Below are 26943 nucleotides of genomic sequence, written 5' to 3'. Positions count from 1 at the left end.
TTATCTGCTGCCGGTTTTTTTGGCCATGTAGGCTTTTCGGACGATGGAGACCTGTTTCGGGCCGATGACAATCGACACAGTCATTACAACTACAAGAGGTTCGCAGGGTATGGGACTGAAAGGACAGGCAGCCATTGTTGGCGCCGCGCAGTACAAGCCGGAAAAATATTCCACGGCTCCACAAATGTTTCATCTGGAGCAGGTCGCCGATCTGGCCGCGCGGGCATTGGCGGATGCCGGCCTGAAGGCCAGCGATATTGACGGTCTGTGCATTAACGGGCCGCACTTTCACGAAGCGTCCAGCTTCGTGCCGGCGATGGCTGCAGAATACCTGGGTATCGGCGTCAATTTTGCCGAAGTGGTCGATCTTGGCGGAACCACCGCCGTCGGCATGATCTGGCGTGCGGCAGCCGCCATCGAACTGGGTATTTGCCAGGCCGTGCTGTGCGTCATTCCGCAACGCATGGCGCCGTTCGGACCGGATGACGATCCCTCGGCTATGGCCCGCGCCATGCGTTTTGGCGGGCACAGCACCCAGTACGGGGCGCCCGAGGCCGAATTTGACCTGCCTTACGGTCACATGGGCCAGAACACCGGCTATGCAATGATCGCCCAGCGCTACGCCGCCCAATATGGCTACGACCAGCGTGCGATGGCAAAGATCGCGGTTGACCAGCGCACCAGCGCTCAGGCTCACCCCGATGCCATTTTCCGCGGCCAGACGCTCAGCATTGATGATGTCCTCAATAGCCGCATGGTGGCAGATCCTCTGCATGTGCTGGAGATCGTCATGCCGGTGGCGGGTGGCGCAGCGGTCATCGTTGCCTCGCGCGAGCTTGCCGAGCGCAGCAAGGGGCGTCCGGCCTTTGTCACCGGCTTCGGTGAGCGGCTGGGCTACAAGTCTCCCAGCTACGCCCAGGACATGACCGAGACCCCGCTGGCTGCCGCCGCGCGCACCGCTTTTGCTATGGCAGGTGCGACCCCGGCGGATATGCACGCCGCACAGGTCTATGACTGCTACACCATCACCGTATTGCTGAGTCTGGAAGACGCCGGTTTCTGCGCCAAGGGCGAGGGTATGAGATTCGTCATGGAAAACGACCTGACCTTCAAGGGCAACTTCCCGATGAATACCCATGGCGGTCAGCTGAGCTTTGGTCAGGCTGGCTCGGCCGGCGGCTTCTCTCAGGTGGTGGAAGCCTACCAGCAGATTGCCGGCAAGGCGGGGGATCGCCAGCTTCGAGTATGCGATCAGGTGTTTGTCTCTGGCACCGGCGGTGTCATGAGCGAGCAGGGCGTATTGATTCTTCAGGGGGCCTAATCATGTCGAACAAACCAATGCCGCTGGCGACACCGATCTCTGCGCCGTTCTGGAACGGTTTGAAGGAAGGCAGGGTGCAGTTGCAGCAGTGCAACAGCTGCCAGCAATGGACGTTCTATCCGCGCCGTCATTGCAGTCACTGCCTCAGCCATGATCTGAGCTGGAAAGAGGTCAGCGGTGCCGGCACTCTCTATACCTTCACTGTCGCGCGCATTCCTACGCTGCCGGAGTTTGCCGGAGCCGAGCCGCAGATTCTGGCGGTTGTCGAGCTGGAACAAGGCGTGCGGATGAATACCACGCTGGTTGGCCTGGCGCCGGACGATATCCGGGTCGGTATGGCGGTCAAACCGGTGCGGGCGCGGGTCAGTGAGGATGGCACCGTGCTGCTGCGTTACACCGGTGTCGATGTCGATCTTGTCGAGCGTGATGAAGTGCCCAAGGCACCGCCGGCGCCGGCGGCCGACGCTGGTCCGGCGCGTACCAGGATCGACGTAAAGGATATCGATGCGCTGAAAGCGCTGGTATCGGATCAGTTCAGTGACTGGAGTAACCAGATCCTGGTTGATCAGGCGCTGATTGACGATTTTGCCCGGCTGTCCGGCGACGACTACTGGATTCATACCGACCCGGAACGGGCCCGCAAGGAAGGGCCTTTCGGCGGCACGATCGCCCATGGTGCGCTGGTGCAGGTGCTGATGTCGCGCATGCAGGTGCCGCTGTCCTTCGAGGTAACCGGCTTCACCAATATGGTCAACTACGGCTCCGAGCGTTTGCGCTTTCCCAGCCCGGTGCCGGCCGGCTCGCTGCTGCATTCGCGGGTCAGGGTCAAGTCGGTTGAGGTATTGCCGCGCGGCACCCAGATGATCATGGAGTTCAATATCCATGTGGTCGGCCAGGATCGACCGGCCGTGATCAATGATCTGGTCATTCTGTACATGTAATCGAGCTGACGTTCGACCCAACCGTCCCCGAGACGGTCTTTTTACCGCTTCCAGTTGATGCTGGAGGCGGTTTTTTTTATTCGACGGTTATCTCGTGCGAGGCCCGCAGCTGCGGCGCTGGCCGTTAGTCTCTATGGACGATGATTGGCCAGGTGCCGCGCGCAACAATCCTCACAAGCCCGAAAAGCAATAAATGAGGAGTGGCGGCATGAGTGAAATACGCGCGTTGAGCTATTTTGTTGCGCAGATCGATGATCTGCATAAATGGCGTGATTATGCCGAGAACGTGCTTGGCATGATGACCAGTGAGGCGCCGGGTGGTGGCCTTTACATCAAGATGGATAATCGTCCGTTTCGCATGCTGGTAGTCGAGGGTGCCCCCGATCGCTATCTGGCATCAGGTTGGGAGCTGGGCAGCAAGCCGGCCTTTGACGCGCTGCTTGAGAAGCTCAGCAGCAAGCAGGTGGCGTTCGAGTTGCAGAGTGCCGAGTTCTGCCGTCAGCGTGGCGTCAACGAAGCTGCCGTGCTGTTTGATCCCTGTGGCAATCGTCACGAGTTGACCTGGGGTTACCTGTCCGATTGCGAACCCTTTGTCTCGCCGCAAGGCGTACCGCGCTTCCTGACCGGCGACATGGGGCTGGGTCACACTGTGCTGCCGGCACCGGATTTTGATGCCTGCGCGGCGTTTTATCGTGACGTTCTGGGCTTTGCCATCTCCGATATTTTCAATTTCCGCCCCGATCCCAATGGGCCGGCCATTCGTATCCACTTCATGCATTGTGGCAACGCACGTCACCACAGCCTGGCCATTGCCGAATACGACGTCCCAAGCAAGTGCGTACACGTGATGGTGGAAGTGGATTCGATGACCGAGGTGGGTCGTGCGCACGATCGTCGGGTTGCGCACAAGGTTCCGCTGTCGGCAACGCTGGGGCAACACCTCAATGACCAAATGACCTCGTTCTACATGAAAACCCCCTCAGGCTTTGATCTGGAGTACGGCTGGGGTGGCTTGCAGGTGGACTGGGACAAACACACGGCCTTCGAATTTACCAAGGTCAGCATCTGGGGGCACGACTTCGGTGCCGGTCAGCAGGAGGGTTGAAGGTGAATAAATTGATGACGGCCGCCGACGTGGTTGGCCAGCTGCGCGACGGAATGACAATTGGTTTTGGCGGCTGGGGCCCGCGTCGCAAGCCGATGGCGATTGTGCGCGAAATTCTGCGCTCGGACGTGAAGGATCTGACCGTTGTTGCATACGGCGGCCCGGAAGTCGGCATGCTGTGCGCGGCCGGCAAGGTGAAAAAGCTGATCTTCGGTTTCGCTACCATGGATGCCATTCCACTGGAGCCCTATTTCCGCAAGGCGCGTCAGGCTGGCGAGCTGAACGTCATGGAGCTGGACGAAGGTCTGTTCCAGTGGGGGCTGAAGGCGGCCGCGATGCGTCTGCCGTTCCTGCCGGCCCGTGCTGGTCTGGCGACCGATGTGCTGACCCATAACCCCGAACTGCGCACCATTGCCTCGCCTTACGCCGACGGTGAAGTGCTGCTGGCCATGCCGGCGCTGAACCTGGATGTGGCCTTTGTTCACGTCAACCGCGCCGACCGCCTGGGTAATACCCTGATTACCGGCAACGACGTGTATTTCGACCAGCACTTCGCGCGCGCCGCCGAGCGTTGCTATGTCAGTGCCGAAGAGGTGGAAGACAAGCTGGAGCTGGATGCCGAGACCGCGCGTTTCAATACGTTTGAGCGCTCGCTGGTATCCGGCGTGGTTCACGCCCCGCTCGGTGCCCATCCGACCGCCTGCGGCCCGGCCTACGGCTGGGACATGCAGCACCTCAAAGCCTACAGCGACAGTGCCGCGCAAGACGACGGCTGGCAACAGTACGCAGAAACCCATGTTAATTGCAGCGATGCCGAATACCTCGAGCGTAACGGCGGTGCCGAGCGCATCAGTCAGCTGCCAATGCCCATTTTCTAAGGAGTCGACCATGAGCAAGCCCGAATTCAGCCTGGCTGAACTGATGATTGTGGCCGCCTCCGAGGCCTGGCGTAACAACGGTGAATGGCTGGCATCTGGCCTGGGAATTATTCCCCGTCTGGGCGCAAGCCTGGCCAAGGTGAGCCATAGCCCGGAACTGCTGATGACCGACAGCGAGGCCTTCCTGGTAGAAGAGCCGGTGCCGGTTGGCCCGCGTGGCGACTACCAGCCCAAGTACGCCGGTTACATGCCCTTTGAACGTATCTTTGATTGCGTATGGCACGGCCGCCGTCACGCCATGGTCGGCCCGACCCAGATCGACCGCTGGGCGCAGACCAACCTGTCGGTAGTCGGTGACTACCACAAGCCGAAGGTTGCCATGCTGGGTGTCCGCGGTCTGCCGGGTAACAGCATCAACCACCGCAACTCGTTCTTTGTGCCCAACCACAACAGCCGGGTGTTTGTTGCCGGTGAGGTGGACATGGTTTCCGGTGTCGGCTTCAAGCCCGAGCGCTGGAGGCCGGGCATGCGCCGCGACCTGATGAGCATCGGGGTGGCGGTAACAGACCTGTGCGTAATGGATTGGAACGGTCCGGATAATGCGCCTCGCGTGGTATCCCTGCACCCGGGCGTTGATTTTGAACTGGTCCAGGAACGCACCGGCTTCCCGCTGCTGAAAGTGGACAACCTGGGCGAGACGCCGCATCCGACCGCCGAGCAACTGGCCGCCATTGCCAGGCTGGACCCGCACAACCTGCGGTCCAAACAGCTCAAGGGTAATCCGGCCGGCATTCGTTCAGCCGAGGAGCTGCGCGCATGAGTGAGCACAACGAATTTGTGGACCGCCCTGATACGGCGGTCTACGAGACCGACGAACCGGTGTCCTATCGGGTCGACGATGGTGTTGCCGTCGTCACCATGAGTCGTCCGCAGTTCAATAATGTGCAGAACTCGCAGATGACCTATGCGCTGGACGATTGCTTCCGCCGCGCGATCAACGACGATGCGGTCAAGGTTATCGTGCTGTGCTCAACCGGCAAGCACTTTTCTGCCGGGCATGACATCGGCACCCCTGGCCGCGACGTGACCAAGAGCTTCGAACACAAGCACCTGTGGTGGGACCACACCAATAAACCGGGTGGCGAGTTCCTCTATGTGCGCGAGCAGGAAGTCTATTTGAATATGTGCCGGCGCTGGCGCGAGATGCCCAAGCCGACCATCGCCATGGTCCAGGGCGGTTGTATCGCCGGCGGCCTGATGCTGGCCTGGGTGTGTGATCTGATCATCGCCAGCGACGACGCATTCTTCCAGGATCCGGTCGTGCGAATGGGTATTCCGGGAGTCGAATACTTTGCGCACGCCTTCGAAATGCATCCCCGTATTGCCAAGGAGTTTCTGTTCCTGGGTGAGCGTATGCCGGCCGCCCGTGCCTACGAGCTGGGCATGGTCAACCGGGTGGTAGCGCGTGATCAGCTGGAAGCCACCACCATGGAGGTGGCCGGCAAGATTGCAAAACAGCCGCGCATGGGGCTGGCGCTGACCAAGCAGGCGGTCAATCACATCGAGGATCTTCAGGGCAAGCGTACCGGCATGGAAGCCGTATTCGCCTGGCACCATTTCGCCCATGTTCACAACGAACAGATCTCGGGTGACAAGCTGGGCGGCTTTGACGGCAAGGCCATGGCGGCGGCCAACAAGGCGCAGGCCGGCGAGGGTGGCAGCAAATGAGCTGGTACAACACCCGTGTGACCGAAGCGCTGGGTTGCCGCTACCCGATTATTCAGACCGCCATGGGCTGGGTGTCGGATGCCAATCTGGTGATCGCCACCACGCGCGCCGGCGGCTTTGGCTTTCTCGCTGGAGCGACCATCGCGGCGGACCAGCTGGAGGCCGAGATTCGCAAGGTCGTTGACGCCACAGGCGGCAGCAACTTCGGCCTGAACTTTCACATGTTTCAGGACAACGCCGCCCAGTGCGTTGATCTGGCGATCAAGTACCGGCTGCGTGCCGTGAGCTACGGCCGCGGTCCGGACCGCCAGACCGTACAGCGTTTCAAGGACGCAGGCGTTCTGTGCGTTCCAACGGTCGGCGCTCTCAAGCATGCGATCAAGGCGGCCGAAATGGGCGCAGACATCATCACCATTCAGGGCGGCGAGGGTGGTGGTCACACCGGCGGTGTTCCTACCAGTATCTTGCTGCCCCAGGTGCTGGACGCGGTGCAGCTTCCGGTAATCGCCGCCGGCGGTTTCTCAACCGGTCGCGGACTGGCCTCGGCGCTGGCTGCCGGTGCCGAAGCCATTGCCATGGGTACGCGCTTCATGATGAGCAGCGATTCGCCCACTCCGGCGAAGACTCTGGAGCGCTACCTGGCCACCCGCGATACCCAGCAGATCAGGGTCACGCTGGCAGTGGACGGCATGCGTCACCGCATGGTCGACAACCCGTTCATCCGCAAGCTGGAAGCCGCCGGCCCGATCGGCCGACTGATGATTGCGCTGCGCAGTGCCTATCGCTGGAAGGCGCAGACCGGCATGACCGCGGGCCACATGCTCAAGACCTTTTTCAGCGCCGTGCGTGAAGACCCGGGTGCCACCTCGCAGGTCATCATGGCGGCCAACCAGCCGATTCTGCTACAGCGCTCGATGGTCGAAGGCTTCCCTGACGAAGGAATCCTGCCCAGTGGCCAGGTCGCGGCGGCGATTGATCGCCTGCTCAGCTGTCAGCAATTGATCGATGAAATAGTCCAGGAGGCTGATGTCTGCTTGCATCGGCTCCAGCAACGTATGCAGCAGGACTCGACGCCAGCGGGCGTTGAGCAGAAGGGGAGTGCCCACGCATGAGCAATGCTTTTAGCAGTCAGATCGAGAACGGCATCGCCGAACTGGTGATCTGCAAACCGCCGGTCAATGCACTGGACAGTAACGAGTGGCTGTCACTGGCCGCCACCATCGATGAGCTGGGCGCCAACCCGGATGTGCGCGTGCTGATCATCCGCTCCGAAGGTCGCGGTTTCTGTGCCGGCGTCGACATTAAAGAACTGGATGCCCACCCGGAGCGCATCGTCAAGGTGAACGCCGGCAACTACGCCACCTTCAAGGCGATTCACCGTTGCCAGGTGCCGGTCATCGTCGGCGTGCACGGCTTCGTGCTGGGTGGCGGCATCGGCATGACCGGAGCGGCCGACATCGTGGTTGCCTCACGCTGTGCCACGTTCGCCCTGCCGGAAGTCGACCGCGGCGCGATGGGCGGCGGTGCCCATTTGCAGCGCCTGTTCCCGGTACAGAAGGTGCGTTACATGTTCTTCACCGGCGAAACCGTGACCGCGCCGGACGCCATGCAGTACGGCTTCATCGAGCAACTGGTCGAGCGTGACGAGTTGCCGGCTGCTACTCGTGCCATCGCCGAGAAGATCGCCGCCAAGAGCCCGGCCATGATCCGCATTGCCAAGGAAGCGCTGAACGGCATCGAAGACGGCAATCTGGAAGACAAGTACCGCTGGGAGCAGGGCTTCACCCTCGAGGCCTACACCATGCCGGATTCGGCTGAAACCCGCCGCGCGTTCGTTGAAAAACGCGACGCCAGCTTCTGAGGCAGCCAGCATGCAACTGACGTATACCGACAAGCAAAACGCCTTCCGGGCCGAGGCCCGCGCCTGGCTGGAAGCCAATGTACCCAGCAAACCGCTGGCCAGTTACGACACCCGGGAAGGCTTTGAAGAACACCGGGCCTGGGAGCGCAAGCTGTACGAAAGCCGCTGGTCCATGGTCATGTGGCCGGAGCACTTGGGTGGCCGCGGCTGCGACCTGATCGAGTGGCTGATCTTCGAGGAAGAGTACTACGCGGTCAACGCGCCAATGCGCGTCAATCAGAACGGCCAGCTGTTGCTGGGTCCGACCCTGATGGAGTTCGGCACCGAGAAACAAAAACAGCATTTTCTGCCGCGTATCGCCTCCAGTGAGGATATGTGGGCGCAGGGCTGGTCCGAGCCTAACGCCGGCTCCGACATGGCAGCGATCCGCAGCAAGGCCGTGCGCGACGGCGATTATTACGTTGTCAGTGGCCAGAAAACCTGGTCCACCCGCGCCAGTTTTGCCGACTGGACCTTTGGCCTGTTTCGCAGTGAGCCAAACAGCCAGCGACATCACGGTCTGACCTATTTGATGGTTCCCCTCAACAGCCCGGGCGTCACCATTCGCCCGATCAAGGCGTTGAACGGCAAGGAAGCCTTTGCCGAAATCTTCTTTGACGAGGTACGGGTGCCGGTTGAAAACCGCATCGGTGCCGAAGGCCAGGGCTGGAATGTAGCCATGGCCACTGCCGGGTTTGAACGGGGCTTGCTGCTGCGCTCACCGGCGCGTTTCCAGCACACTGCCAAACGGCTTATCGAGCTGTTCAAGGCCAACCCCGAAGTGGCAGCCCGCGATCCGGGTCTGCGCGACGCCGTGGTTGAAAGCTGGATGGGCGCGCAAGCCTACGCCTACTCGTCATACCACACCGTTGGCCTGGTTCAGAAGGGCGCGAAGGTTGGCGCCGAGGCCAGCGTCAACAAGATCGTCTGGTCCGAACTGGATCTGAAAATGCACGAAACCGCGATGCGAATTCTCGGCGCTCGGGGCGAGCTGCGCGGCAGCGCGCCGGAAGCCGTCGACGGCGGCAGCTGGCTGGAAGGCTTCCTGTTTGCCCAGGCCGGCCCCATCTATGCCGGCACCAACGAGATTCAGCGCAACATCATCGCCGAGCGCATGCTCGGTTTGCCGAAGGCCTGAGGGGGGCGATCATGGACTTTACCTTTACCGAAGATCAGCTCGCCTTCCGCGAGGCCATCAGCCGGTTTCTGATGACCGAAGCGCCGCCGGAAACCCTGCGCGAGATTTGGGAGACCGAAGACGGTCGCTCACCCGAGATGCGCCGCAAGATGGCCGAACAGGGCCTCACCGCGCTGTCGGTCCCTGAGGCGCAGGGCGGCCTGGGCATGGATGATATCGCCTGGTCGCTGCTGACCCAGGAACTGGGTTACTACGCCATTGCCGACTCCATGGCCGATACCGCCTACGTGGCCACCGGTCTGTTGGCCGCGCTGCCAGCGGGCACCGGGCTGCGTGATGAGTTGCTGGCCCGGATTGTCGACGGTGACGTGCGCATTGCGGTCGGACACCCGGTCAACCCGCTGGTGGCCGATGTGCATCTGGCCGACGTGGTACTGCAGGCGCATCAGGGCGAAATTCATGCCCTCAAGCGCGAGCACGTCAGCTTCGAGCGCAACCCGAGCATCGACAGCTCCCGCCGTCTCAGTCGCGTCAGTTTCCAGCCCGGCGACGCCACCCGCCTGGTGGGTGCCGAGCAGGGCAGTGCGATCTGGGATCAGACCCTTAACCGCGGTGCCCTGGCAGTAGCCGGTCAGAGTCTGGGCCTGGCCCAGCGCATGCTCGACCTGTCGGTTGACTACGCGGTTCAGCGCAAGCAGTTCGGCAAGGCCATCGGCAGCTTCCAGGCCGTCAAGCACAAGCTGGCCGATGTTGCCGGCAAGATCGAGTTCGCCAAGCCGGTGCTGTACCGCGCGGCCCACGCACTGGCCAATAACGAGCCGACAGCCGCGCTCAACGTGTCCCACGCCAAGCTGGCCTGCTGCGAGGCGGCATGGGTTGCCGCCCGTCATGGCATTCAGGTGCACGGCGCCATGGGTTACACCTGGGAAGTTGACCTGCAGATGTTCATGAAGCGTGCCTGGGCGCTGGATTCGTCCTGGGGCGATCGTGCCTTCCACACCTCGCGCGTTGCCGAAGCCGTGCTGGCCGCCGACGCACCGATTGGCCCGCACCACTCCTTTGGAGCTACCGATGCCTGAAGCTTATATCGTTGACGCCCTGCGCAGCCCGACCGGCAAACGCAAGGGCAGTCTCTCTGCCATTCACGCCATCGACCTGGGCGCCCATGCGCTGAAGGCGCTGGTCGAGCGTAACAGCATTCCGGCCGATGAATATGACGACGTCATCTTTGGCTGTGTCGATACCATCGGCTCGCAGGCCGGTGACATCGCCCGCACCAGCTGGCTGGCCGCCGGCCTGCCGCTGAATGTCCCGGGCACCACGGTGGATCGCCAGTGCGGTTCCTCCCAGCAGGCTCTGCACTTTGCCGCCCAGGCGGTGATGAGTGGCACCCAGGATGTGGTCGCCGTTGGCGGTGTGCAAACCATGACCCAGATCCCGATTTCCTCGGCGATGCTGGCCGGTCAGCCGCTCGGTTTCCCTGATCCGTTCTCCGGCAGCGAGGGCTGGCAGGCACGCTTTGGCAACCAGCCGGTTAACCAGTTCTACGCCGCCCAGCGGATCGCCGATCACTGGAAGATCAGCCGTGAGGCTATGGAGCAGTTCGCACTGGAGAGCCACGAGCGTGCGCTGCGCGCCATTGCCGGTGGTCTGTTTGAGCGCGAGATTGCCCCGCTGGCGGGCCTGTCGGTAGACGAGACGCCACGCCAGACCACGCTGGAGAAGATGGCTTCACTGGAGCCGGTTGATGCCCAGTTCCCGGGTATTACCGCGGCCGTATCCAGCCAGACTGCGGACGCCTCGGCTGCGCTGCTGGTGGTCTCCGAGGCGGCCCTCAAGCGCTACCAGCTCACGCCGCGGGCACGTATTCACCACATCAGCGTACGTGGTGACTGCCCGATCTGGCATCTGACCGCGCCGATTGAGGCGACCCGCCACGCGCTGCGCAAAACCGGGCTGCAGATGAGCGATATCGATAGGGTGGAGATCAATGAGGCCTTCGCGTCGGTGGTCATGGCCTGGCAACAGGAGTTGGACTACGACCCGGCGCGCACCAACGTCAACGGCGGCGCCATTGCCCTTGGTCACCCGCTGGGTGCCACCGGTGCCCGCCTGATAACGACCTTGCTGCACGAACTCGAGCGCAGCGGCACGCGTTTTGGCCTGCAGACCATGTGTGAAGGTGGCGGTCAGGCCAACGTGACTATCATTGAACGCCTTTGAGTGGCATATGCGGGGTGTATGAGCTTTTTGCGCTTACACTCCGAGTTGCCGGATTAACTCCCGGAGCGGCCCATGGATGGTCAGAACAACAACCACGCCAGGCAGGGTTGCGTCGGCACCAGGTGGGACCATGACAACAGACAACACGGGTTCGCGAGCGCTGTCCGATCAGGCGCTATCGCTGGATGAATATGACCGCATCATCGGCACTATCCACGATGGCGCGATGTGTACCGAGAGCCTTTACGAGGCGTTGGAGTGCTTGCGGGTTCTGTTCAATGGCAATTTCTGCACATTGATTCTGCGGATATCCGATGTGGAAGACCTGGCACTGATGCTGGTGGCCGGTAATCGCGCAGCGCGCGGCCGTATCGCCTACTTCAAACACCTGCACGATGACAATCCCTTTGTCGATCTGCCAACCGATACCGTATTCACCAATGATTCGGTGATGTCGCGTGAGGACTGGCAGAATTGCCGTTACTACCTCGAGTACGCCAGACCCAGTGATGTCTATCACGTGATGGGCGCCGATGTGACGGCGATGGAGACGGGCGTGGTGCGTTTTCGGGTCACCCGGGGCCACGATCAGCCTGCCTTCTCCGAACAGGATCAGGCCCTGTGTCAGCGCCTGATCCCGCATCTGCAGCGCACCTTGCGCATGCACAACCTGCTTGACCGCAGTGAATCAATCAGTCACCTGCATGCCGATGCCATCAAGCGGCTGTCGGTTGCCACGCTGATGCTTGATCAGGGGGGTACCGTTCTGCAGATGAACGATGTTGCCCGTGAACTGCTGGCTCGGGCCGACGGTTTGAAGCTGGTAGGGTCCCGGTTGGAAGCCAGCTATCCCAGTGATCACCGTGAGCTGGTCAAGCTGATTCGCAGCGCGGCGGAGGTAAAAGGCATGCGCCCGCCCACGGAGTCGCGTACCACTCTGGCCATCGCTAGGCCCTCAGGGGATGTCAGCCTGGGTCTGGTGGTCGAGCCCATACCCGGTGCCGAGTGGGCGGAAGGGCAAGGCCAGCCAGTGGTGATGGTGTATATCCGTGATGCGGTGGCGGTCTCTCAGGTCGACTACAGAATCGCCAAGGAGCTGTTCAACTTCACCCCGGCGGAAACCGCATTGGCCTATCACCTGGCCAATGGTCGGTCTCTTGAAGAGGCGGCCGAGGCTCTTAACATCATGCGCAATACCGCCCGCGCCCATCTGCGTTCGATGTTCTCGAAAACCGGTGCCAGCCGTCAGGCCGAGCTGGTTCGAGTGCTGCTCAACAGTGTTGCTTCAATGGGCAAGGGTGGGCTTGATGCGGACGCCAGCCGAGTCAGTTCCGAAGTCATCGAATCCGAATTACGCCTGCCATAACACCCTCCCAGCGGGATCGTAGTCTCTACGGACGATGATCCCGGCATGCCCGCGACGCAACAATCCTCGCACGCTAAAACAGCACTGTTACGAGGAGTCGCGGCATGACTGATACCCCAAGCACGGGAATTCTGAACGATCGAGTGGTTATCATCACCGGCGCCGGTGGTGGACTGGGCGCCGCCCACGCACGCGTCTTCGCAGCTGAAGGCGCTTGTGTTCTGGTCAACGATATCAACGGTGACGCCGCTGCTGCGGTGGTGGATGAAATCCTCTGCGCCGGTGGCCGGGCAGCAGTCAACACGTCCGATATCACCAACTACGCCGACAGCGAAAATGCGGTCCGTCAGGCGATTGAAACCTGGGGTGATCTGCACGTTGTGCTCAACAACGCCGGTATCAACCGTGACCGCATGTTTGCTTCCATGAGCGAGGCCGAGTGGGACGCCATCATGGCGGTACACCTCAAGGGCCACTTCTGTATCAGCTCCCACGCGGTGCACTACTGGCGCGATCAGACCAAGGCCGGACACCGCGTTGACGCGCGCATCATCAACACCACTTCCGGCGCCGGGCTGCAGGGCTCGATTGGTCAATCCAATTACGCGGCGGCCAAGGCCGGGATTGCTGCGCTGACGCTGAATCAGGCGGCCGAGCTGCGTCGCTACGGTATTACCGCCAACGCCATTGCGCCGGCGGCCCGTACCGGCATGACTACCGCGGTTGAATCCATGGCCCAGCGCATGGCCAAGCCGGACGATGGCAGCTTCGACTACTGGGCGCCGGAAAACGTCAGCTCGGTGCTGGCCTGGCTGGCAAGTAGCGAGTCTGCGGCCATTACCGGTCGGATTTTCGAAGCCGAGGGCGGCAAGATCTCAATTGCTGATGGCTGGCGCACTACCGAAGGCGTCGACAAGGGCGCGCGCTGGGCACCAGCAGAGGTCGGTACCGCCATGCAGCAATTGCTGGCAAACGAAGTTCCGGCGCAAAAAGTCTACGGCAGCTAAAGCGAGGCCTGACCATGGAGTTTCGTTTCACCGATGAGCAGCGAATGATCCGCGACACTGCCGCGGCATTCCTGCAGGACGTGTCGGATTCGTCTGCCGTGCGCAAAGCCATGGCAACCGAACTCGGCTATGACCCGGACCTGTGGCAGCGCATCTGCCAGGAACTGTGCTTCCAGGCCATCACCGTGCCGGAAGCCTATGGCGGTATGGGCCTTGGCCAGGTCGAACTGGCTGCGGTACTGGAGCAGATGGGCAAGGTGCTGCTGTGCTCGCCGTTCTTCGCCACCGTCGGGCTGGGCGTCAACGCGTTGCTGCTGGCTGGCACCGATGAGCAGAAGGCGCAGTACCTGCCCGCCATCGTCGATGGCGCACTGACGGCAACCCTGGGCTGGACCGGTACCGAGGCGGCCCGTTTTGGCGGTCAGTGGGGCTGCGAGGCCATCGGTCTGCAATGGCAAGCCTGTGATGAGGGCTATCGCCTGAGCGGCGAGCTGCGCTATGTGATCGATGGCCACAGTGCTGACCTGCTGATTGTTGCCGCACGAGCGCCGGGCACTGCGGGCCGCGACGGCGTCGCGCTGTTTGCCGTGCCGGCCGACACCGCGGGTATCAGTCGCGAGTGGCAACCAACGCTGGATCAGACCCGCCGCCAGGCCCGCCTGCAGTTCAGCGATGTGCTGGTACCGGTCTCGGCGCGCATGGCTGGCGACGAGGCCGCTGGTGAGTTGCTTGACGACATCCTGGCGCTGGTCAAGGTGGCGCTGGCCGCCGAGCAAATGGGCGCGGCCCAGCAGGTGCTTGATATCAGCGTTGCCTATATGCAGGAGCGCGTGCAGTTCGGCCGCCAGATTGCCAGTTATCAGGCGCTCAAGCACAAGGCGGCCGACATGCTGCTCAAGTGCGAGGTGTCCCGCTCGGCCGTCTACTATGCCGCCTGTATCGCCGAGGAGCGTGTAAACCCCGAGGGTGATGCGCGATTGGCAGCCGAGCTGGCCGAAGCGGCAGCGATGGCCAAGGCCTATTGCTCCGACACCCTGTTCCACAACGCCGGCAGCGCCATTCAGCTGCACGGTGGTGTCGGTTTTACCTGGGAATACGACGTGCACCTGTACTTCAAGCGGGCCAAGGCCAGTGAGTTGTACCTGGGTGCCGGTGCGGCGCAGCGTGAGCTGATTGCCAGCCTGCTGCTGGATTGAGGAGCCGAGCATGAAACTGACCTTTACCGCAGCCGATGAAGCCTTTCGCGCCGAGATTGCCGGCTGGCTGAAAGACAACCTGTGCGGCGAATTTGAGCAACTGCGCTTTCGTGGTGGCCCGGGTGACGAGCACATGTTCCCGGCAGAGCGCAAACGCTGGGAGCAGAAGCTGGCCGAAGGCGGCTGGACCTGCGTTGGCTGGCCCACGGAGCACGGTGGCCGTGGCTGCAGCATTGAGCAGCAGGTGATCTTCCATGAAGAGTATGCCCGTGCCGGTGCGCCGGGGCGGGTAGGGCACATTGGTGAGGGCCTTGCCGGCCCGACGCTGATCGCCTTTGCCAGCCCCGAGCAACAGCAGAAATACCTGCCCGGTATTCTGGCTGGCACCGAGCTCTGGTGTCAGGGCTATTCCGAGCCGGGCGCCGGCTCGGATCTGGCCAACGTCCGCACCCGTGCGGTGCAGGATGCCGATGGGCACTGGATTCTTAACGGCCAGAAAGTATGGACATCGCTGGCTCATGAGTCCGACTGGTGCTTTGTCGTTGCGCGCACCGATCCGGAGTCACGTGGCCACAAGGGGCTGGGGTTTTTCCTGGTTTCGATGCATCAGCCGGGCGTCACCGTACGGCCCATCGAGCAGCTGACCGGCACCTCCGAGTTCAACGAAGTGTTCTTCGATGATGCGGTCGCCGCTGACATCGTTGGCGCCCCGGGCGATGGCTGGAAGATTGCGATGGGCCTGCTCGGCTTCGAGCGTGGCGTCTCCACCCTCGGCCAGCAGATGCAGTTCCAGAACGAGCTGGACCAGATTGTGCGTATCGCCCGGGACAACGGCGCGGCACGCGATCCGGCGCTGCGTCAGCGCATTGCCGAGGCCCATATCGGCCTGCGTCTGATGCGCTACAACGCCATGCGCATGCTCTCGCAGGACAGCAGTAACGACGCCGGACCCGCAGCCCTGGTCTACAAGCTGCACTGGGCCAGCTGGCACCGCAACCTGGGCGCGCTGGCTATGGATGTGCTGGGGCCGGAGGCCGAGATGGTCGAGTCCGCACCGTACAACCTGACGCGCCTGCAGTCCCTGTTCCTGTTCACCCGCTCCGACACCCTTTACGGCGGCACCAACCAGATTCAGCGCAACATCATTGCTGAACGCGGACTGGGCATGCCCAAAGAAGCCAAAGGAAACCTGTAATGAGCAACATGATCACCAATCCGCAGTACGTTTCCGGGCACGGCCTGCTTGAAGGCAAGTCAGTCCTTATCACCGCCGCAGCCGGCGCCGGCATCGGCTTCGCTGCCGCCACCCGGGCGGTGGAAGAGGGCTGTCGCGCCATCGTTATTAGTGATGTGCACGAAGGCCGGCTGGCCGCATCGGTCGACAAGCTGAAGGCCGAAACCGGGCTCGATGCTGTATGGGGTCTGGTTTGCAACGTGACCGACGAAGACCAGGTGCGCGCCCTGATCGACTTCGCGGAAGACAAGCTCGGTGGCACTGACGTGCTGATCAACAACGCCGGTCTGGGTACCAGCAAGATGCTGATCGACATGGAAGACGCCGAATGGGACAAGGTCATTGATGTGACCCTGAACGGCACCATGCGCATGACCCGCTATTTTCTGCAGCGCGTAAAAGCCCGCGGGCAGGGCGCTGTGATCGTCAATAACGCCTCGGTGCTGGGTTGGCGGGCACAGAAAGAGCAGGCGCACTACGCCGCAGCCAAGGCTGGCGTAATGGCCTTGACCCGCTGCTCGGCGCTGGAAGCGGTCGAGCTGGGCGTGCGTATTAACGCAGTCGCCCCGTCGCTGGCGGTGCACCCGATGCTGCGCAAATCGGCACCGGAAGAGCTGCTGCGTGAGCTTGAAGCCCGCGAGGCCTATGGCCGAGGAGCCGAGTGCTGGGAGGTGGCCAACGTGATGATGTTCCTGGCCAGCGACTATTCCAGCTACATGACCGGCGAAATTCTGCCCGTCAGTTCCCAGCGCGCCTGAGTGCGCCTTCAGGAGTAAAGCAATGACTACCGTATTTTCCTCGGCGGCGGCGCTGCAAGCCGCCGTCGGTCAATCGCTGGGCGCCACCGACTGGCTGCGTATCGAGCAGCCTCGGGTCGACCAGTTTGCCGATGCAACCGGTGACCACCAGTGGATTCACGTTGATCCCGAGAAGGCGGCCAAGGGCCCGTTCGGCGGCACCATCGCCCACGGCTACCTGACCCTGTCACTGGTGAACTATTTCCTGCCGCAATTGATGCGGGTCGAGAACCTGCAGATGGGTGTCAACTATGGCTGCGATCGGGTGCGTTTCCCCGCGCCAGTGCGTGTTGGCGCACGTATTCGCGGCGTGGGTGAGGTTACCGGGGTTGAGGCCCTCGCCAATGGCGCTGTGCAGGTCGTCGTGCGCGTGACCGTCGAGGTCGAAGGCAGTGACCGCCCGGGTTGCGTCGTTGACACCATTAGCCGCTACACCTTCAATCCCGCTGCCTGAGGAGTCTCATAGCATGCAAGATGCCGTTATTGTTTCCGTTGCGCGTACCGCGCTGACCAAATCCTTCCGTGGTTCCTTCAATGACACCGAGGCCCCGGTTCTCGGCGGCCACGTGGTGCGTGCGGTAGTTGAGCGCGCGGGTATCAAGCCGGAGGAGGTAGGTGATGTGATCATGGGCGCCGCCGTACAACAGGGCACCCAGGGCTACAACATTGGCCGGCTGTGTGCCTACACCGGCGGCCTTGGCGATGCCGTGCCCGGTATGGCGCTTGATCGCATGTGCGCGTCCGGCCTGATGGCGGTAGGTGAAGCGGCCAAGGCGATCATGACCGGCGAGCTGGAAATTGCCATCGGCGGCGGGGTTGAATCGCTGTCGCTGACCCAGACCAAGCACAAGAACGCTCACCGCGCGCGCTCCGAAGCAGTGCTGGAGGTCATGCCGACTGCCTACATTCCGATGATCGAAACCGCCGAGATTGTTGCTGCACGTTACGGCATCAGTCGCGCCGAGCAGGATGCCTACGCGCTGCAAAGCCAGCAGCGCACCGCAGCTGCCCAGCAGGCCGGTTTGTTTGCCGATGAAATCGTCCCGCTGACAGCCAGCAAGCTGCTGTTCGACAAGGAAGGCAAGCCGGCCGGTCACGAACAGGTTACCGCCGACCGCGACGAGTGCAATCGCCCGAGCACTACCCTGGAAGGCCTGCAATCGCTTCCACCGGTCTGGAAAGATGGCCAGTGGATTGCCCAGGGTGAACATATCACTGCTGGTAATGCCTCGCAGTTCTCTGATGGCGCGGCCGCCTGCCTGCTTATGAGTCGTGCCGAGGCAGACCGGCGCGGCCTCAAGCCACTTGGCACCTACCGCGGTATCGCTGTGGCCGGCTGCAAGCCCGACGAGATGGGGATTGGCCCGGTTTACGCCATCCCGAAACTGCTCCAGCGCTTTGGTCTGAAGGTCGAGGATATCGGACTGTGGGAGATCAACGAGGCATTTGCCAGCCAGGTGTTGTACTGCCGTGACGCGCTGGGTATTCCCAATGATCGCCTTAACGTCAACGGCGGTGCGATCTCCATTGGTCACCCGTTTGGCATGAGCGGTGCTCGTATGGTCGGTCACGCGCTGCTGGAAGGCCGCCGCCGCGGTGTCCGCTATGTCGTTGTATCCATGTGCATCGGTGGCGGCATGGGTGCCGCCGGCCTGTTCGAGCTCGACTGAGCCCTCTTCCAATTAACGTCTGAGAGCCGGGCCCGCGTTTCAGCGGGCTCGTGCTTCCCCGCGTCTACCTCGCAGGTTTGCGCAGATTTGCATACTGGCATTTGGGTGTAAGCCGTTTGGACGATGTTGTCACGTTCCTGGTGCCCGAATATCGATGCTGGTGCTGCTGCGACGCTTTGTCTCAGATTGGGACAGGCGCTCAGCCGAATAAAAACAATGTGCTCCCCCGAGGAGCTCAACAGGCAGGAATGCATCATGAGCAAACTGATTAGCTACGCCTTCTGCATTGTCGTCACCGCTCTGGTGTTCTACGCGTTTTCCCCCCGCCACGATGGCCAAGGTGCTGAGCTGGATATGGACCTTGCCCGTATCCAGTTCAATGATCTGGTGCATTTTGACGGCCGCATGGTCGCGGTTGGCGAGCGCGGCACCATCATGGTCAGTGACGACGATGGCGACAGCTGGCAACAGACCTATGGCGACCACCAGCTGCCGGTCACCCTCACAGGTATCACTTGGCTGGGTGGCAATCTGCTGCTGGCCGTCGGCCATGATCAACTGATTCTTCGCAGCACCGACGGCGGTGATAGCTGGGACGTCATCATGAATGACGAGGAAGCCGGCGAGCCGCTGATGGGGACTTGGAGTGCCGATGGCAAGGAAGTGTTTGCCTATGGCAGCTTTGGCCGCTTTTTCCATTCCACCGACGCCGGCCAGAGCTGGACCAGTGTTGAGCTGGATATCCATGGCGAGCATCTGAACGACCTGGCTGGTGACGGCAAGCGCATGCAGCTGCTGGTTGGCGAAATGGGGCTTGTCCTGCGCAGCACCGATGGCGGTGATCAGTGGCAGGCAGTGGAGCCGTTTTATCGTGGCTCTCTGTTCGGGGTTGCCCATCTCAAAGACGCCAGCTGGGTTGCCTATGGCATGCGTGGGCATGTCTTCGTCAGCCACGACGATGGCATTAACTGGAGCCAAATCCAGCTGCCTCACCAGTTGCCACTTTACGGTCACGCCGCTGATGCCAATGGCGTAGTGATCGTCGGGACCGGCGGTGCCTACGTCAACCTGACAGGCGATGGCGAGCTTCGCAACATCGGCTTCATGCGCGGCATGGGGACGCTGACGTCGGCAGTGGTTCTGCCTAACAGAGAATTTTTCGTCGCCGGACAGTTCGGTCTGCAACAGCGGGACCGAGACCTTCTGGCGCATACAGGTCGATAAGGGGTAGTCATGACCAGGCATGTTCGTTTACTGGATCGCTGGGTCGAAGGTTTTGCCGACCTGTTGATGAACCACCGCAAGCTCATTCTCGGGTTTTTCATGCTGCTGACTCTCGGGTTGGGTTACAGCGCGACCCAGATTCGACTGGATCCTGGCTTCAACAAGCAGATTCCGGCCAGCCACCCGTACATGGAGAACTACCTGCATTACAGCGAGACGTTCTCGGGTGCCAACACGATCCTGGTAAGTGTGAACTGGCTGGGCGAGGGGGATATCTACAACCCGGAATTCCTCGAGGTGCTGCGCCAGGTTACCGATGAGGTGTTCTTCATCCCCGGCGTACGGCGTGCCAGTGTACGCTCGCTGTTCACTCCCGACGTGCGCTATGTCGAAATATCGGAAGACGGTTTCGTCGGTGATGTGGTTATTCCGCCCCAATTCAGCGGCACGCCCGAGGATCTGGAGCAGGTTCGCAGCAACGCTGCCCGGTCCGGTGAAATCGGTCGACTGGTGGCCAATGATTTGACTGCGGCGATCGTCAATGCCGAACTGCAGGAGTTCAACCCGGACACCGGTGAGCGTGTGTCCTATGCCGAAATTGCCCGTCAGCTGGAGGCGATTCGCAGCAAGTACGAGAACGAGAATATCGAGATCAATATCGTCGGCTTCTCAAAGCTGGTTGGCGATGTGATTGATGGCCTGGTTGAGGTGATGGGCTTTTTCGTGATCGCCTTCATCATTACCACGCTGCTGCTGTGGGCTTACTCGCGTTCACTGGTACAGACCGTTGTCGCGTTGCTGGTTGCACTGGTACCGGTGGTCTGGTTGCTGGGGATCCTGCCGCTGATTGGTATGGGTATCGATCCAATGTCGATCCTGGTGCCGTTCCTGATCTTCTCGATCGGGGTGTCGCATGCGGTACAGATGAGCAACGCCTGGAAACAGGAACTGTTCAACGGCCTGGAACCGAGGGAAGCAGCCAAAGTGGCCTGCTGCAAGATCTTCATCCCCGGTGCGCTTGCGCTGGTTACCAACGCACTGGGCTTCGGTGTGATCATGCTGATCGATATTCCGATTGTGCGCGAGCTGGGGATTTCAGCCTGTATTGGTGGCTTGCTGATGATCTTTACCAACAAGATGATGCTGCCGATCATCCTGTCCTGGCTGACGCTGGATCGTCGTGCCTGGGCAGCCCATGAGGCGCGCAACGGCGGCAAGCACCAACTGTGGTGGAGGCTGTCTGTCCTGGCGACGCCGGGTCCCGCGCTGGTGGTCTTTGCAATCAGTCTGGTGCTGCTGGTTGCCGGTTCCTGGAAAAGCCGCGAGCTGATTGTCGGCGATGTGGGGGTCGGTGCCCCCGAGCTGCGCCAGAGTGCCCGCTATAACCAGGACAACCTGCGCATCACCCAGAAGTACTCGATCGGTCTTGATGTACTGTCGATTTACATGGAAACCGACGTCACCGAAGCCTGTCTGGACCCGGATGTGATGCGCGCGGTCGAGGAGCTGGACTTTCATGCACGCAGCATCAAGGGCGTCAATTCGACCCAGAGTGTGGCGGGTATGGGCAAGGTTTCGATTGCCGGCAACAACGAAGGTAACCCGCGCTGGGCGGCCATTCCGGGCTCGTCCCGCGGTCTGATGGCGGGCTCGCGTGCCTACTCGGCGTCCAACGGTCTGGTGGTTGATGGTTGTCAAACCATGCAGATGTTGCTGTTTCTCAATGACCATGACGGCGACACCATTGCTCATGTGATTGACCAGGTTGAGCACATTATCGCCAATATCGATGAACCGAAGCTGCGCTTCATGCTGGCTGGCGGCAACGTGGGCGTGATGGCTGCCTCGAATGAGGCGGTGCAGCAGGCCGAAGCACAAATGCACGGATCTTTGCTGCTGGCAGTGGCGCTGTTTTGCTGGGTCACCTTCCGCAGTGGTCGCGCAGTGCTTTGCATCCTGATCCCGCTGGCGATTGTTGCCACCCTGTGCAGCGCCGTCATGGCGATGTTCGGGATTGGCCTCAAGGTTGCGACCTTGCCGGTAATGGCGCTCGGGGTGGGTGTTGGGGTCGACTACGGGATTTATCTGTACGAGCGCATGCAGCACGAACTCAAGGCCGGCAAGAGCCTGCGTATGGCCTTTTACGAAGCTATGTGTCAGCGCGGCACTGCGGCGTTGTTTACCGCAGTAACCATGTCGGTCGGGGTTGGTACCTGGATTTTTGCACCGCTCAAGTTCCAGGCAGATATGGGTATTTTGCTGGCCTTCATGTTCCTGGTGAACGTATTCGGCGCGATTTTCCTGCTGCCGGGGCTGGCTGCCTGGTTCCAGCGCAGCAAACCGCTGGTACGGGTGCGTCCGGCGGTGAGGAGCCCGCTGCAGGGTGCCGGGCCGAACTGAGATGACCAAGATCAGCCAGGAACAAGCCACCATGGTCCCGGCGGCAGCATACGACTCCCTGCTGGGCGAGTTGTATGATGCTGCGCTGGATGACCATAGCTGGAGCCGCTTTTTGGGCCATGTGCGCGAGTTGTTCCGTGCCAATTACGTAACACTGATCCTGCGTGCGCCGGTGGGCAGCGACAAGGGCCTGATGGTAGTCAGCGGTGATATAGAAGGTGAGGGTACCATCACCTACATTGCCTATCCCCGGGCTGAAACACCGTTTGTGAACTGCCAGACAAACCGGGTATTCACGGTAACGGACCTCATGAGCTACAGCACCTGGCTGGAGTCCGACTACTACAAGCGTTACTGCCAGCCGCAGAGGGTGTTGCATGTGATGGGCGTCGATGTCGCGATTCCTGGCGGCGGCGTTTTTCGATTTCGCATTACCCGGCCAGATGGTACTCAGGACTTTTCCCGTGCGGAAAAACTGCTCTGCAGCTCACTGATTCCGCACATGAGCAGGGCCCTGCAGATTCACAACCTGATAGGCCACAAGGAGTCGCTCAACGCGCTGTACGCCCAGACCATCGGCCGGCTGGCAATTGCGACCATGGTGCTCGATGAAAACGGCGGCATCGTGGAAGCCAACCAGATCGCACGGGACATGCTTCAGGCCGGAGATGGACTGAAGCTGGTTGGCGGCCGCGTGGAAGCCAATTACCCGGGAGACAACAAGCGCCTGTATCAGGCGCTGCGAAGCGCCCAGACGGCCGGTCGCAGCAATGATGGCAATATCGCCGAAGCGCTGTCCATTTCAAGGCCTTCGGGACAGGTCAGCCTGGGGTTGCTGATTGAACCGGTCCCGGAGTCTGACTGGGACGACGGCAAACCTTGCGTTGTGGTTTACGTGCGAGATGCGGTAGGCCGCTCGATGCTCAGTACAGCCATGACCCGTCAGGTGTTCGGATTTACGCCTTCTGAGTCGGCGCTTGCGATGGAGCTGGCCAACGGCCTGTCGCTGGAGGAAGCTGCCAGTTCGCTGGGCATTCGCCGCAATACGGCTCGAGCCCATCTGCGCGCGATTTTTTCCAAAACCGGGGTGCGCCGTCAAACGGAGTTGGTGCGCCTGATCCTTAACAGCGTGGTTTCACTGGGTCAGCAGGACGGAGGCGTTGAAACCGAAGCGCGGGAGGAAAACGACACATAACGCGCTGATGTCCTCTGTAGCCATGCTCAATGGCCATTCCAGACATTTGCGCACAATGCAAAACGAAGTAAGGTGAGACACTTTGTCGCAGAGGGCACTTTGCTGCAGCTCGGGCAACAGAGACTCAGACTGCTGTATTTATCAATAAAAACAAGATGGGCCGCCAATGAGCAGCCCGACGCAGAGGTCGCACAGTCATGAATAACAAGAACGTTGTAACACCACAAAACCCGATAGCGCACAGTATCAGCCTTAGTCTGGATCATTACGATCACCTGATTGGGTGTATCCACGACGGTGCGTTTGATACTCAGCGCCTGTACGACGCGGTCGAGGAGCTGCGCAAGCTGTTCCAGGCCAACTACGCCACACTCATTCTGCGCATTCCGGGAATTGACAACATTGGTCTGATGCTGGTTGCGGGGGAGGTCGAGGGGAGCGGTACGGTCCGCTACTTTGATTACTACCATAACGACAGCCCCTTCTCGAGCATGCCGGCGGACGTCAGCTTTACCATCGATGATGTGATGACCACCGAGGAGTGGGAGGCCAACCCGTACTACACCGATTACGCACGCCTGAATAATGTGTACCACATCCTTGGTGCCGACATTACTACCCCGGAAGACGGCATGTTGCGCATGCGGGTGACCCGTGGGCACAACCAGCCGGCATTCAGTGCCGAAGACAAGGCGCTGTGCAATCGACTTTTGCCACACCTGCGCCGCTCGCTGCACGTTCACAATCTGCTCGGGCGCAGCGAGTCACTGGGCACAGTTTACGCCGAAGCCATAAACCGGTTGTCTGTTGCCACCCTGGTGCTGGACGAAACCGGTTGCGTACTGCAGCTAAACGACGTAGCCCGGGCGATGCTGAAGGAGGCCGATGGCATCAAGCTGGTCGGCACCCGGCTGGAGGCCAGCTACCCCAGCGATAACCGCGAGTTGCACCGGCTGATTCGCGAGACGCTGGATTTGCAGCAGGGCCAGCAGCCGGCGGAAAGCCGTGAGGCCCTGTCCATCGCTCGGCCCTCGGGTGAGGTCAGTCTTGGCGTTGTAGTCGAGGCGCTGCCGGCATCCGAATGGGCCGAAGGCAAGGGACGGCCGACCGTGATCGTGTATATCCGCGACTCGGTAGGCCGCTCCCAGGTCGACAACCGGGTGGCCAAGGAACTGTTCAACTTTACCCCAGCTGAAACAGCGCTGGCGCTGGAGCTGGCCAACGGCCTGTCGCTGGAAGAGGCCGCTGAGAACCTCGGTATCATGCGCAACACGGCTCGTGCGCACCTGCGTTCGATCTTCTCGAAGACCGGTGTTCGGCGCCAGGCCGAGCTGGTGCGTGTGATGCTCAACAGCGTGGTATCGCTTGGCCGTGGCCAGGTGACGCCGCTGACGGTCAAGCCTTCAGCCATTGCGCGGCCTGAGCTGCGCTCACTGCGCACGCATTGAGCGCGTGCTCCAGCCAAGGAATAGTCCGTACCAACGATGAGTTGACTCCCCACCTGACTTGATACTGAGAAAAAGGGACCGCTAGAGGCCCCTTATCAGACGAGCGGGGAAGCAATGAAACAGGTAGCAATGATCACCGGTGCCAGCCGCGGCATCGGCAGGGCCGCTGCGCTGGCCTTTGCCAGCGCAGGATACGACCTGGTGTTGGCCGGTCGCATGCAGGGTGATGCGGCCCAGCGCCAATACAGTCTGACCGGGGCCGATGGCAAACCCTTGCCCGGCAGCCTCGGCAGTGTTGCCGCAGAGGCCCGAGAACGGGGCGCCAGGGTATTTTGCGTTCATCTGGACCTGCTCGATGGCGCCTCCGCAGAGCTCGCGGCAGATCAGGCGCTGGATCAGGCTGGGCGCGTGGATGTGCTGATCAACAATGCGGTCTATCAGGGCAGCGACCTCAACGTCTCGCTGCTCGACTTACAGGTTGAGACGCTGCAGCGCGTCTCGCAGGCTTATCTGATTTCCCCCTTGCTATTGACTCGCCGACTGGTTGGCCCGATGGCGCAGCAGGGCGCGGGAGTCATTATCAACGTCTCATCGGGCGCCGGCGAGAGCAATCCGCCCGTCTCCGCCGCGCGGGGCGGCTGGGGATACGCCTATGGCGCTGGAAAGGCGGCGGTCTCGCGATTGTCCGGGGTGATCAAGGCAGAGCTGGGGCATCGCGGGATTCGCGCCTATACGCTCAATCCCGGTGTGGTCACTACTGAAGCCCTTGAGGCGACCATCGGCGTTGAGGGCATCCGCGCCCTCGGCGCCGGGTCTGCGCCGCCCCACGTGCCTGCCGCGGTCATGCTCTGGCTCTGCCGGCAGGACACCGCTGGCACATATCAAAAACGCACCGTACACGCCCAGCCATTTGCCCGTGAACATCAGGTTGTCGATGAGTGGTCTAGTCCAAGTGGAGGATGAACAGACTACCCGCTGACGCGAAGATGCCCTGCATCGGATGAGGTTACTGTCCGACCGGTTCAGGCCGCTGCGCTTTGCGGGCGTATTCACATGGGCGGAACCAAGCCGTGGTGAACAAAGATAAAAATGCTCAGTGAGGACCAACTGATGAATCAGCTAATCAATGTCAAACCAGCTGTTGAGGCCGCGGAATATCGTTATGCCCGTGGCTGGCACTGCCTGGGTGAGGCCAAGGACTATCGCGATGGCCAGTTGCACACCCTGAATATTTTCGGAACCCGTCTGCTGGCATTCGCAGACGAGCAGGGCGCCATCAGCATCCTGGACGCCTATTGCCCGCACATGGGCGCAGACCTGTCCCAGGGCGAACTGGTTAACGGCAAGGTTGTCTGTCCGTTCCACCACTGGGCGTTTGACGCCAGCGGCCGCTGCGCCGAGATTCCCTACTGCAAGCGGATTCCGCCGAAAGCCAAGACCCGCAAGTGGCTGACCTGTGAAGAGAACAATCTGCTGTTTGTGTGGAACAACCCGGAAGGCAAGCCGCCTGCAGAGGGCGTTGAGATTCCGCACTTGCCGGAAATTGACAGCGACGAGTGGGATCACGACTGGCATCTGGATCTGATGATGATCGATACCAACCCGCGCGAGCTGGTCGACAACCTCGTTGATGCCCAGCACTTTGGCCCGGTCCACGGCACGCCGACCAAGTACTTCCGCAACACGTTCAAGGAGCATATTGGCACCCAGTTGTTTATGGGTGACTCCGAGCGTCTGGGCGGTGACCTGATTGCTGATTCTGCCTACTACGGCCCGGCTACCCACTTTACCCGCATGCGCGCCGAGTATGATGGCCTGCTGGTAGAGAGCATCCTGCTGAACTGTCACGTGCCGGTCGGTCCGAATCAGTTCGAGCTGCGCTTTGGTGTGCTGGTCAAGAAGATTCCGGGCTGGACTGAGGAGCAGAACAAGCAGCTGGCACTGGATTACGTCAAGCAGAACCGCGAGTCCTTCTATCAGGACGTGGATATCTGGTCGCACAAGCGCCGGGTTGACATGCCGGTACTTGCTGAAGGGGACGGCCCTATTTATCAGCTGCGCGAATGGTATCAGCAGTTCTTCATGGACGAGGCGGATGTGCCTGCCATGCACAAGGAACTGCGCGAGTTCATCGTCGTCGATAACCGCTGAAAATAGCTGTGCTGTTCGCAA

At 61.2% G+C, this 26943-nt stretch carries 24 protein-coding genes; all 24 read left to right on the top strand.

The genetic code is table 11. From position 1 onward, the window contains the following. Positions 1-109 precede the first annotated feature (109 nt). The 24 genes from O5O48_RS14960 to O5O48_RS14845 all read left to right on the top strand — a co-directional run bounded on the left by O5O48_RS14960 (position 110) and on the right by O5O48_RS14845 (position 26922). Positions 110-1321, top strand: coding sequence for a thiolase family protein (locus O5O48_RS14960; protein ID WP_269687446.1), 1212 nt, complete (start codon positions 110-112; stop codon positions 1319-1321). Continuing rightward, the gene (locus O5O48_RS14955) at positions 1321-2262 is read left to right on the top strand and encodes a bifunctional OB-fold nucleic acid binding domain-containing protein/MaoC family dehydratase (RefSeq protein WP_269688715.1); all 942 of its coding nucleotides are present in this window, start codon (positions 1321-1323) and stop codon (positions 2260-2262) included. Before O5O48_RS14960 ends, O5O48_RS14955 begins: the two co-directional genes overlap by 1 nt. Positions 2263-2470: 208 nt before the next feature. Further along, entirely contained in the window at positions 2471-3367 is an 897-nt protein-coding gene (locus O5O48_RS14950; RefSeq protein ID WP_269687445.1) for a VOC family protein, read from the top strand. A 2-nt stretch (positions 3368-3369) separates the two neighbouring features. Further along, a complete protein-coding gene (locus tag O5O48_RS14945) occupies positions 3370-4245 on the top strand; it encodes a CoA transferase subunit A (protein ID WP_088274974.1) in 876 nt (291 codons plus the stop codon). Positions 4246-4255: 10 nt separating this feature from the next. Next, positions 4256-5065, top strand: coding sequence for a CoA-transferase subunit beta (locus tag O5O48_RS14940; protein ID WP_269687444.1), 810 nt, complete (start codon positions 4256-4258; stop codon positions 5063-5065). Beyond that, on the top strand, positions 5062-5973 hold the full coding sequence (locus O5O48_RS14935; protein ID WP_269687443.1) for an enoyl-CoA hydratase: 912 nt from the start codon (positions 5062-5064) through the stop codon (positions 5971-5973). Before O5O48_RS14940 ends, O5O48_RS14935 begins: the two co-directional genes overlap by 4 nt. Continuing rightward, entirely contained in the window at positions 5970-7085 is a 1116-nt protein-coding gene (locus O5O48_RS14930) for an NAD(P)H-dependent flavin oxidoreductase (protein WP_269687442.1), read from the top strand. Before O5O48_RS14935 ends, O5O48_RS14930 begins: the two co-directional genes overlap by 4 nt. Continuing rightward, complete coding sequence (locus tag O5O48_RS14925; protein ID WP_269687441.1) at positions 7082-7834, top strand: enoyl-CoA hydratase family protein; 753 nt, start codon at positions 7082-7084, stop codon at positions 7832-7834. The genes O5O48_RS14930 and O5O48_RS14925 overlap by 4 nt, the downstream gene beginning before the upstream one ends. 10 nt (positions 7835-7844) lie before the next feature. Next, the gene (locus tag O5O48_RS14920; protein ID WP_269687440.1) at positions 7845-9011 is read left to right on the top strand and encodes an acyl-CoA dehydrogenase family protein; all 1167 of its coding nucleotides are present in this window, start codon (positions 7845-7847) and stop codon (positions 9009-9011) included. 11 nt (positions 9012-9022) lie between these two features. After that, on the top strand, positions 9023-10090 hold the full coding sequence (locus O5O48_RS14915; RefSeq protein ID WP_269687439.1) for an acyl-CoA dehydrogenase family protein: 1068 nt from the start codon (positions 9023-9025) through the stop codon (positions 10088-10090). Continuing rightward, positions 10083-11234 carry an acetyl-CoA C-acetyltransferase gene (locus O5O48_RS14910; protein ID WP_269687438.1) on the top strand — a complete coding sequence of 384 codons (1152 nt, stop codon included), beginning with the start codon at positions 10083-10085 and terminating at the stop codon, positions 11232-11234. Before O5O48_RS14915 ends, O5O48_RS14910 begins: the two co-directional genes overlap by 8 nt. A gap of 130 nt (positions 11235-11364) precedes the next feature. Continuing rightward, entirely contained in the window at positions 11365-12600 is a 1236-nt protein-coding gene (locus O5O48_RS14905) for a helix-turn-helix transcriptional regulator (RefSeq protein WP_269687437.1), read from the top strand. A gap of 104 nt (positions 12601-12704) precedes the next feature. Next, entirely contained in the window at positions 12705-13607 is a 903-nt protein-coding gene (locus O5O48_RS14900; RefSeq protein WP_269687436.1) for an SDR family oxidoreductase, read from the top strand. Between the two features lie 14 nt (positions 13608-13621). Next, positions 13622-14803, top strand: coding sequence for an acyl-CoA dehydrogenase family protein (locus tag O5O48_RS14895; protein ID WP_269687435.1), 1182 nt, complete (start codon positions 13622-13624; stop codon positions 14801-14803). 10 nt (positions 14804-14813) lie between these two features. Beyond that, on the top strand, positions 14814-15998 hold the full coding sequence (locus tag O5O48_RS14890; RefSeq protein ID WP_269687434.1) for an acyl-CoA dehydrogenase family protein: 1185 nt from the start codon (positions 14814-14816) through the stop codon (positions 15996-15998). An 8-nt stretch (positions 15999-16006) separates the two neighbouring features. Next, positions 16007-16795, top strand: a complete 789-nt coding sequence (locus O5O48_RS14885) for an SDR family oxidoreductase (protein WP_269688714.1) — start codon at positions 16007-16009, stop codon at positions 16793-16795. A 22-nt stretch (positions 16796-16817) separates the two neighbouring features. Further along, entirely contained in the window at positions 16818-17288 is a 471-nt protein-coding gene (locus tag O5O48_RS14880) for a MaoC family dehydratase (RefSeq protein ID WP_269687433.1), read from the top strand. 13 nt (positions 17289-17301) lie between these two features. Then, positions 17302-18504: an acetyl-CoA C-acyltransferase gene (locus O5O48_RS14875; RefSeq protein WP_269687432.1), complete on the top strand. Its 1203-nt coding sequence runs from the start codon at positions 17302-17304 to the stop codon at positions 18502-18504. Between the two features lie 255 nt (positions 18505-18759). Beyond that, complete coding sequence (locus O5O48_RS14870; protein WP_269687431.1) at positions 18760-19728, top strand: WD40/YVTN/BNR-like repeat-containing protein; 969 nt, start codon at positions 18760-18762, stop codon at positions 19726-19728. A 9-nt stretch (positions 19729-19737) separates the two neighbouring features. Further along, positions 19738-22128: an efflux RND transporter permease subunit gene (locus O5O48_RS14865; RefSeq protein WP_269687430.1), complete on the top strand. Its 2391-nt coding sequence runs from the start codon at positions 19738-19740 to the stop codon at positions 22126-22128. Between the two features lies 1 nt (position 22129). Continuing rightward, complete coding sequence (locus tag O5O48_RS14860; protein ID WP_269687429.1) at positions 22130-23323, top strand: helix-turn-helix transcriptional regulator; 1194 nt, start codon at positions 22130-22132, stop codon at positions 23321-23323. Between the two features lie 197 nt (positions 23324-23520). After that, positions 23521-24771 (top strand): helix-turn-helix transcriptional regulator, encoded by a 1251-nt coding sequence (locus tag O5O48_RS14855; protein WP_088274943.1) that lies wholly within the window; start codon positions 23521-23523, stop codon positions 24769-24771. A 114-nt stretch (positions 24772-24885) separates the two neighbouring features. Next, positions 24886-25734 carry an SDR family NAD(P)-dependent oxidoreductase gene (locus O5O48_RS14850; protein WP_269687428.1) on the top strand — a complete coding sequence of 283 codons (849 nt, stop codon included), beginning with the start codon at positions 24886-24888 and terminating at the stop codon, positions 25732-25734. 147 nt (positions 25735-25881) lie between these two features. Then, complete coding sequence (locus O5O48_RS14845; protein WP_088275401.1) at positions 25882-26922, top strand: Rieske 2Fe-2S domain-containing protein; 1041 nt, start codon at positions 25882-25884, stop codon at positions 26920-26922. The last annotated feature ends 21 nt before the right edge of the window (positions 26923-26943 follow it).

This window comes from Halopseudomonas sp. MFKK-1 (assembly GCF_027474385.1).
GTDB classification, from domain to species: domain Bacteria; phylum Pseudomonadota; class Gammaproteobacteria; order Pseudomonadales; family Pseudomonadaceae; genus Halopseudomonas; species Halopseudomonas aestusnigri.
This window is presented reverse-complemented; position numbering and strand designations above follow the sequence as displayed.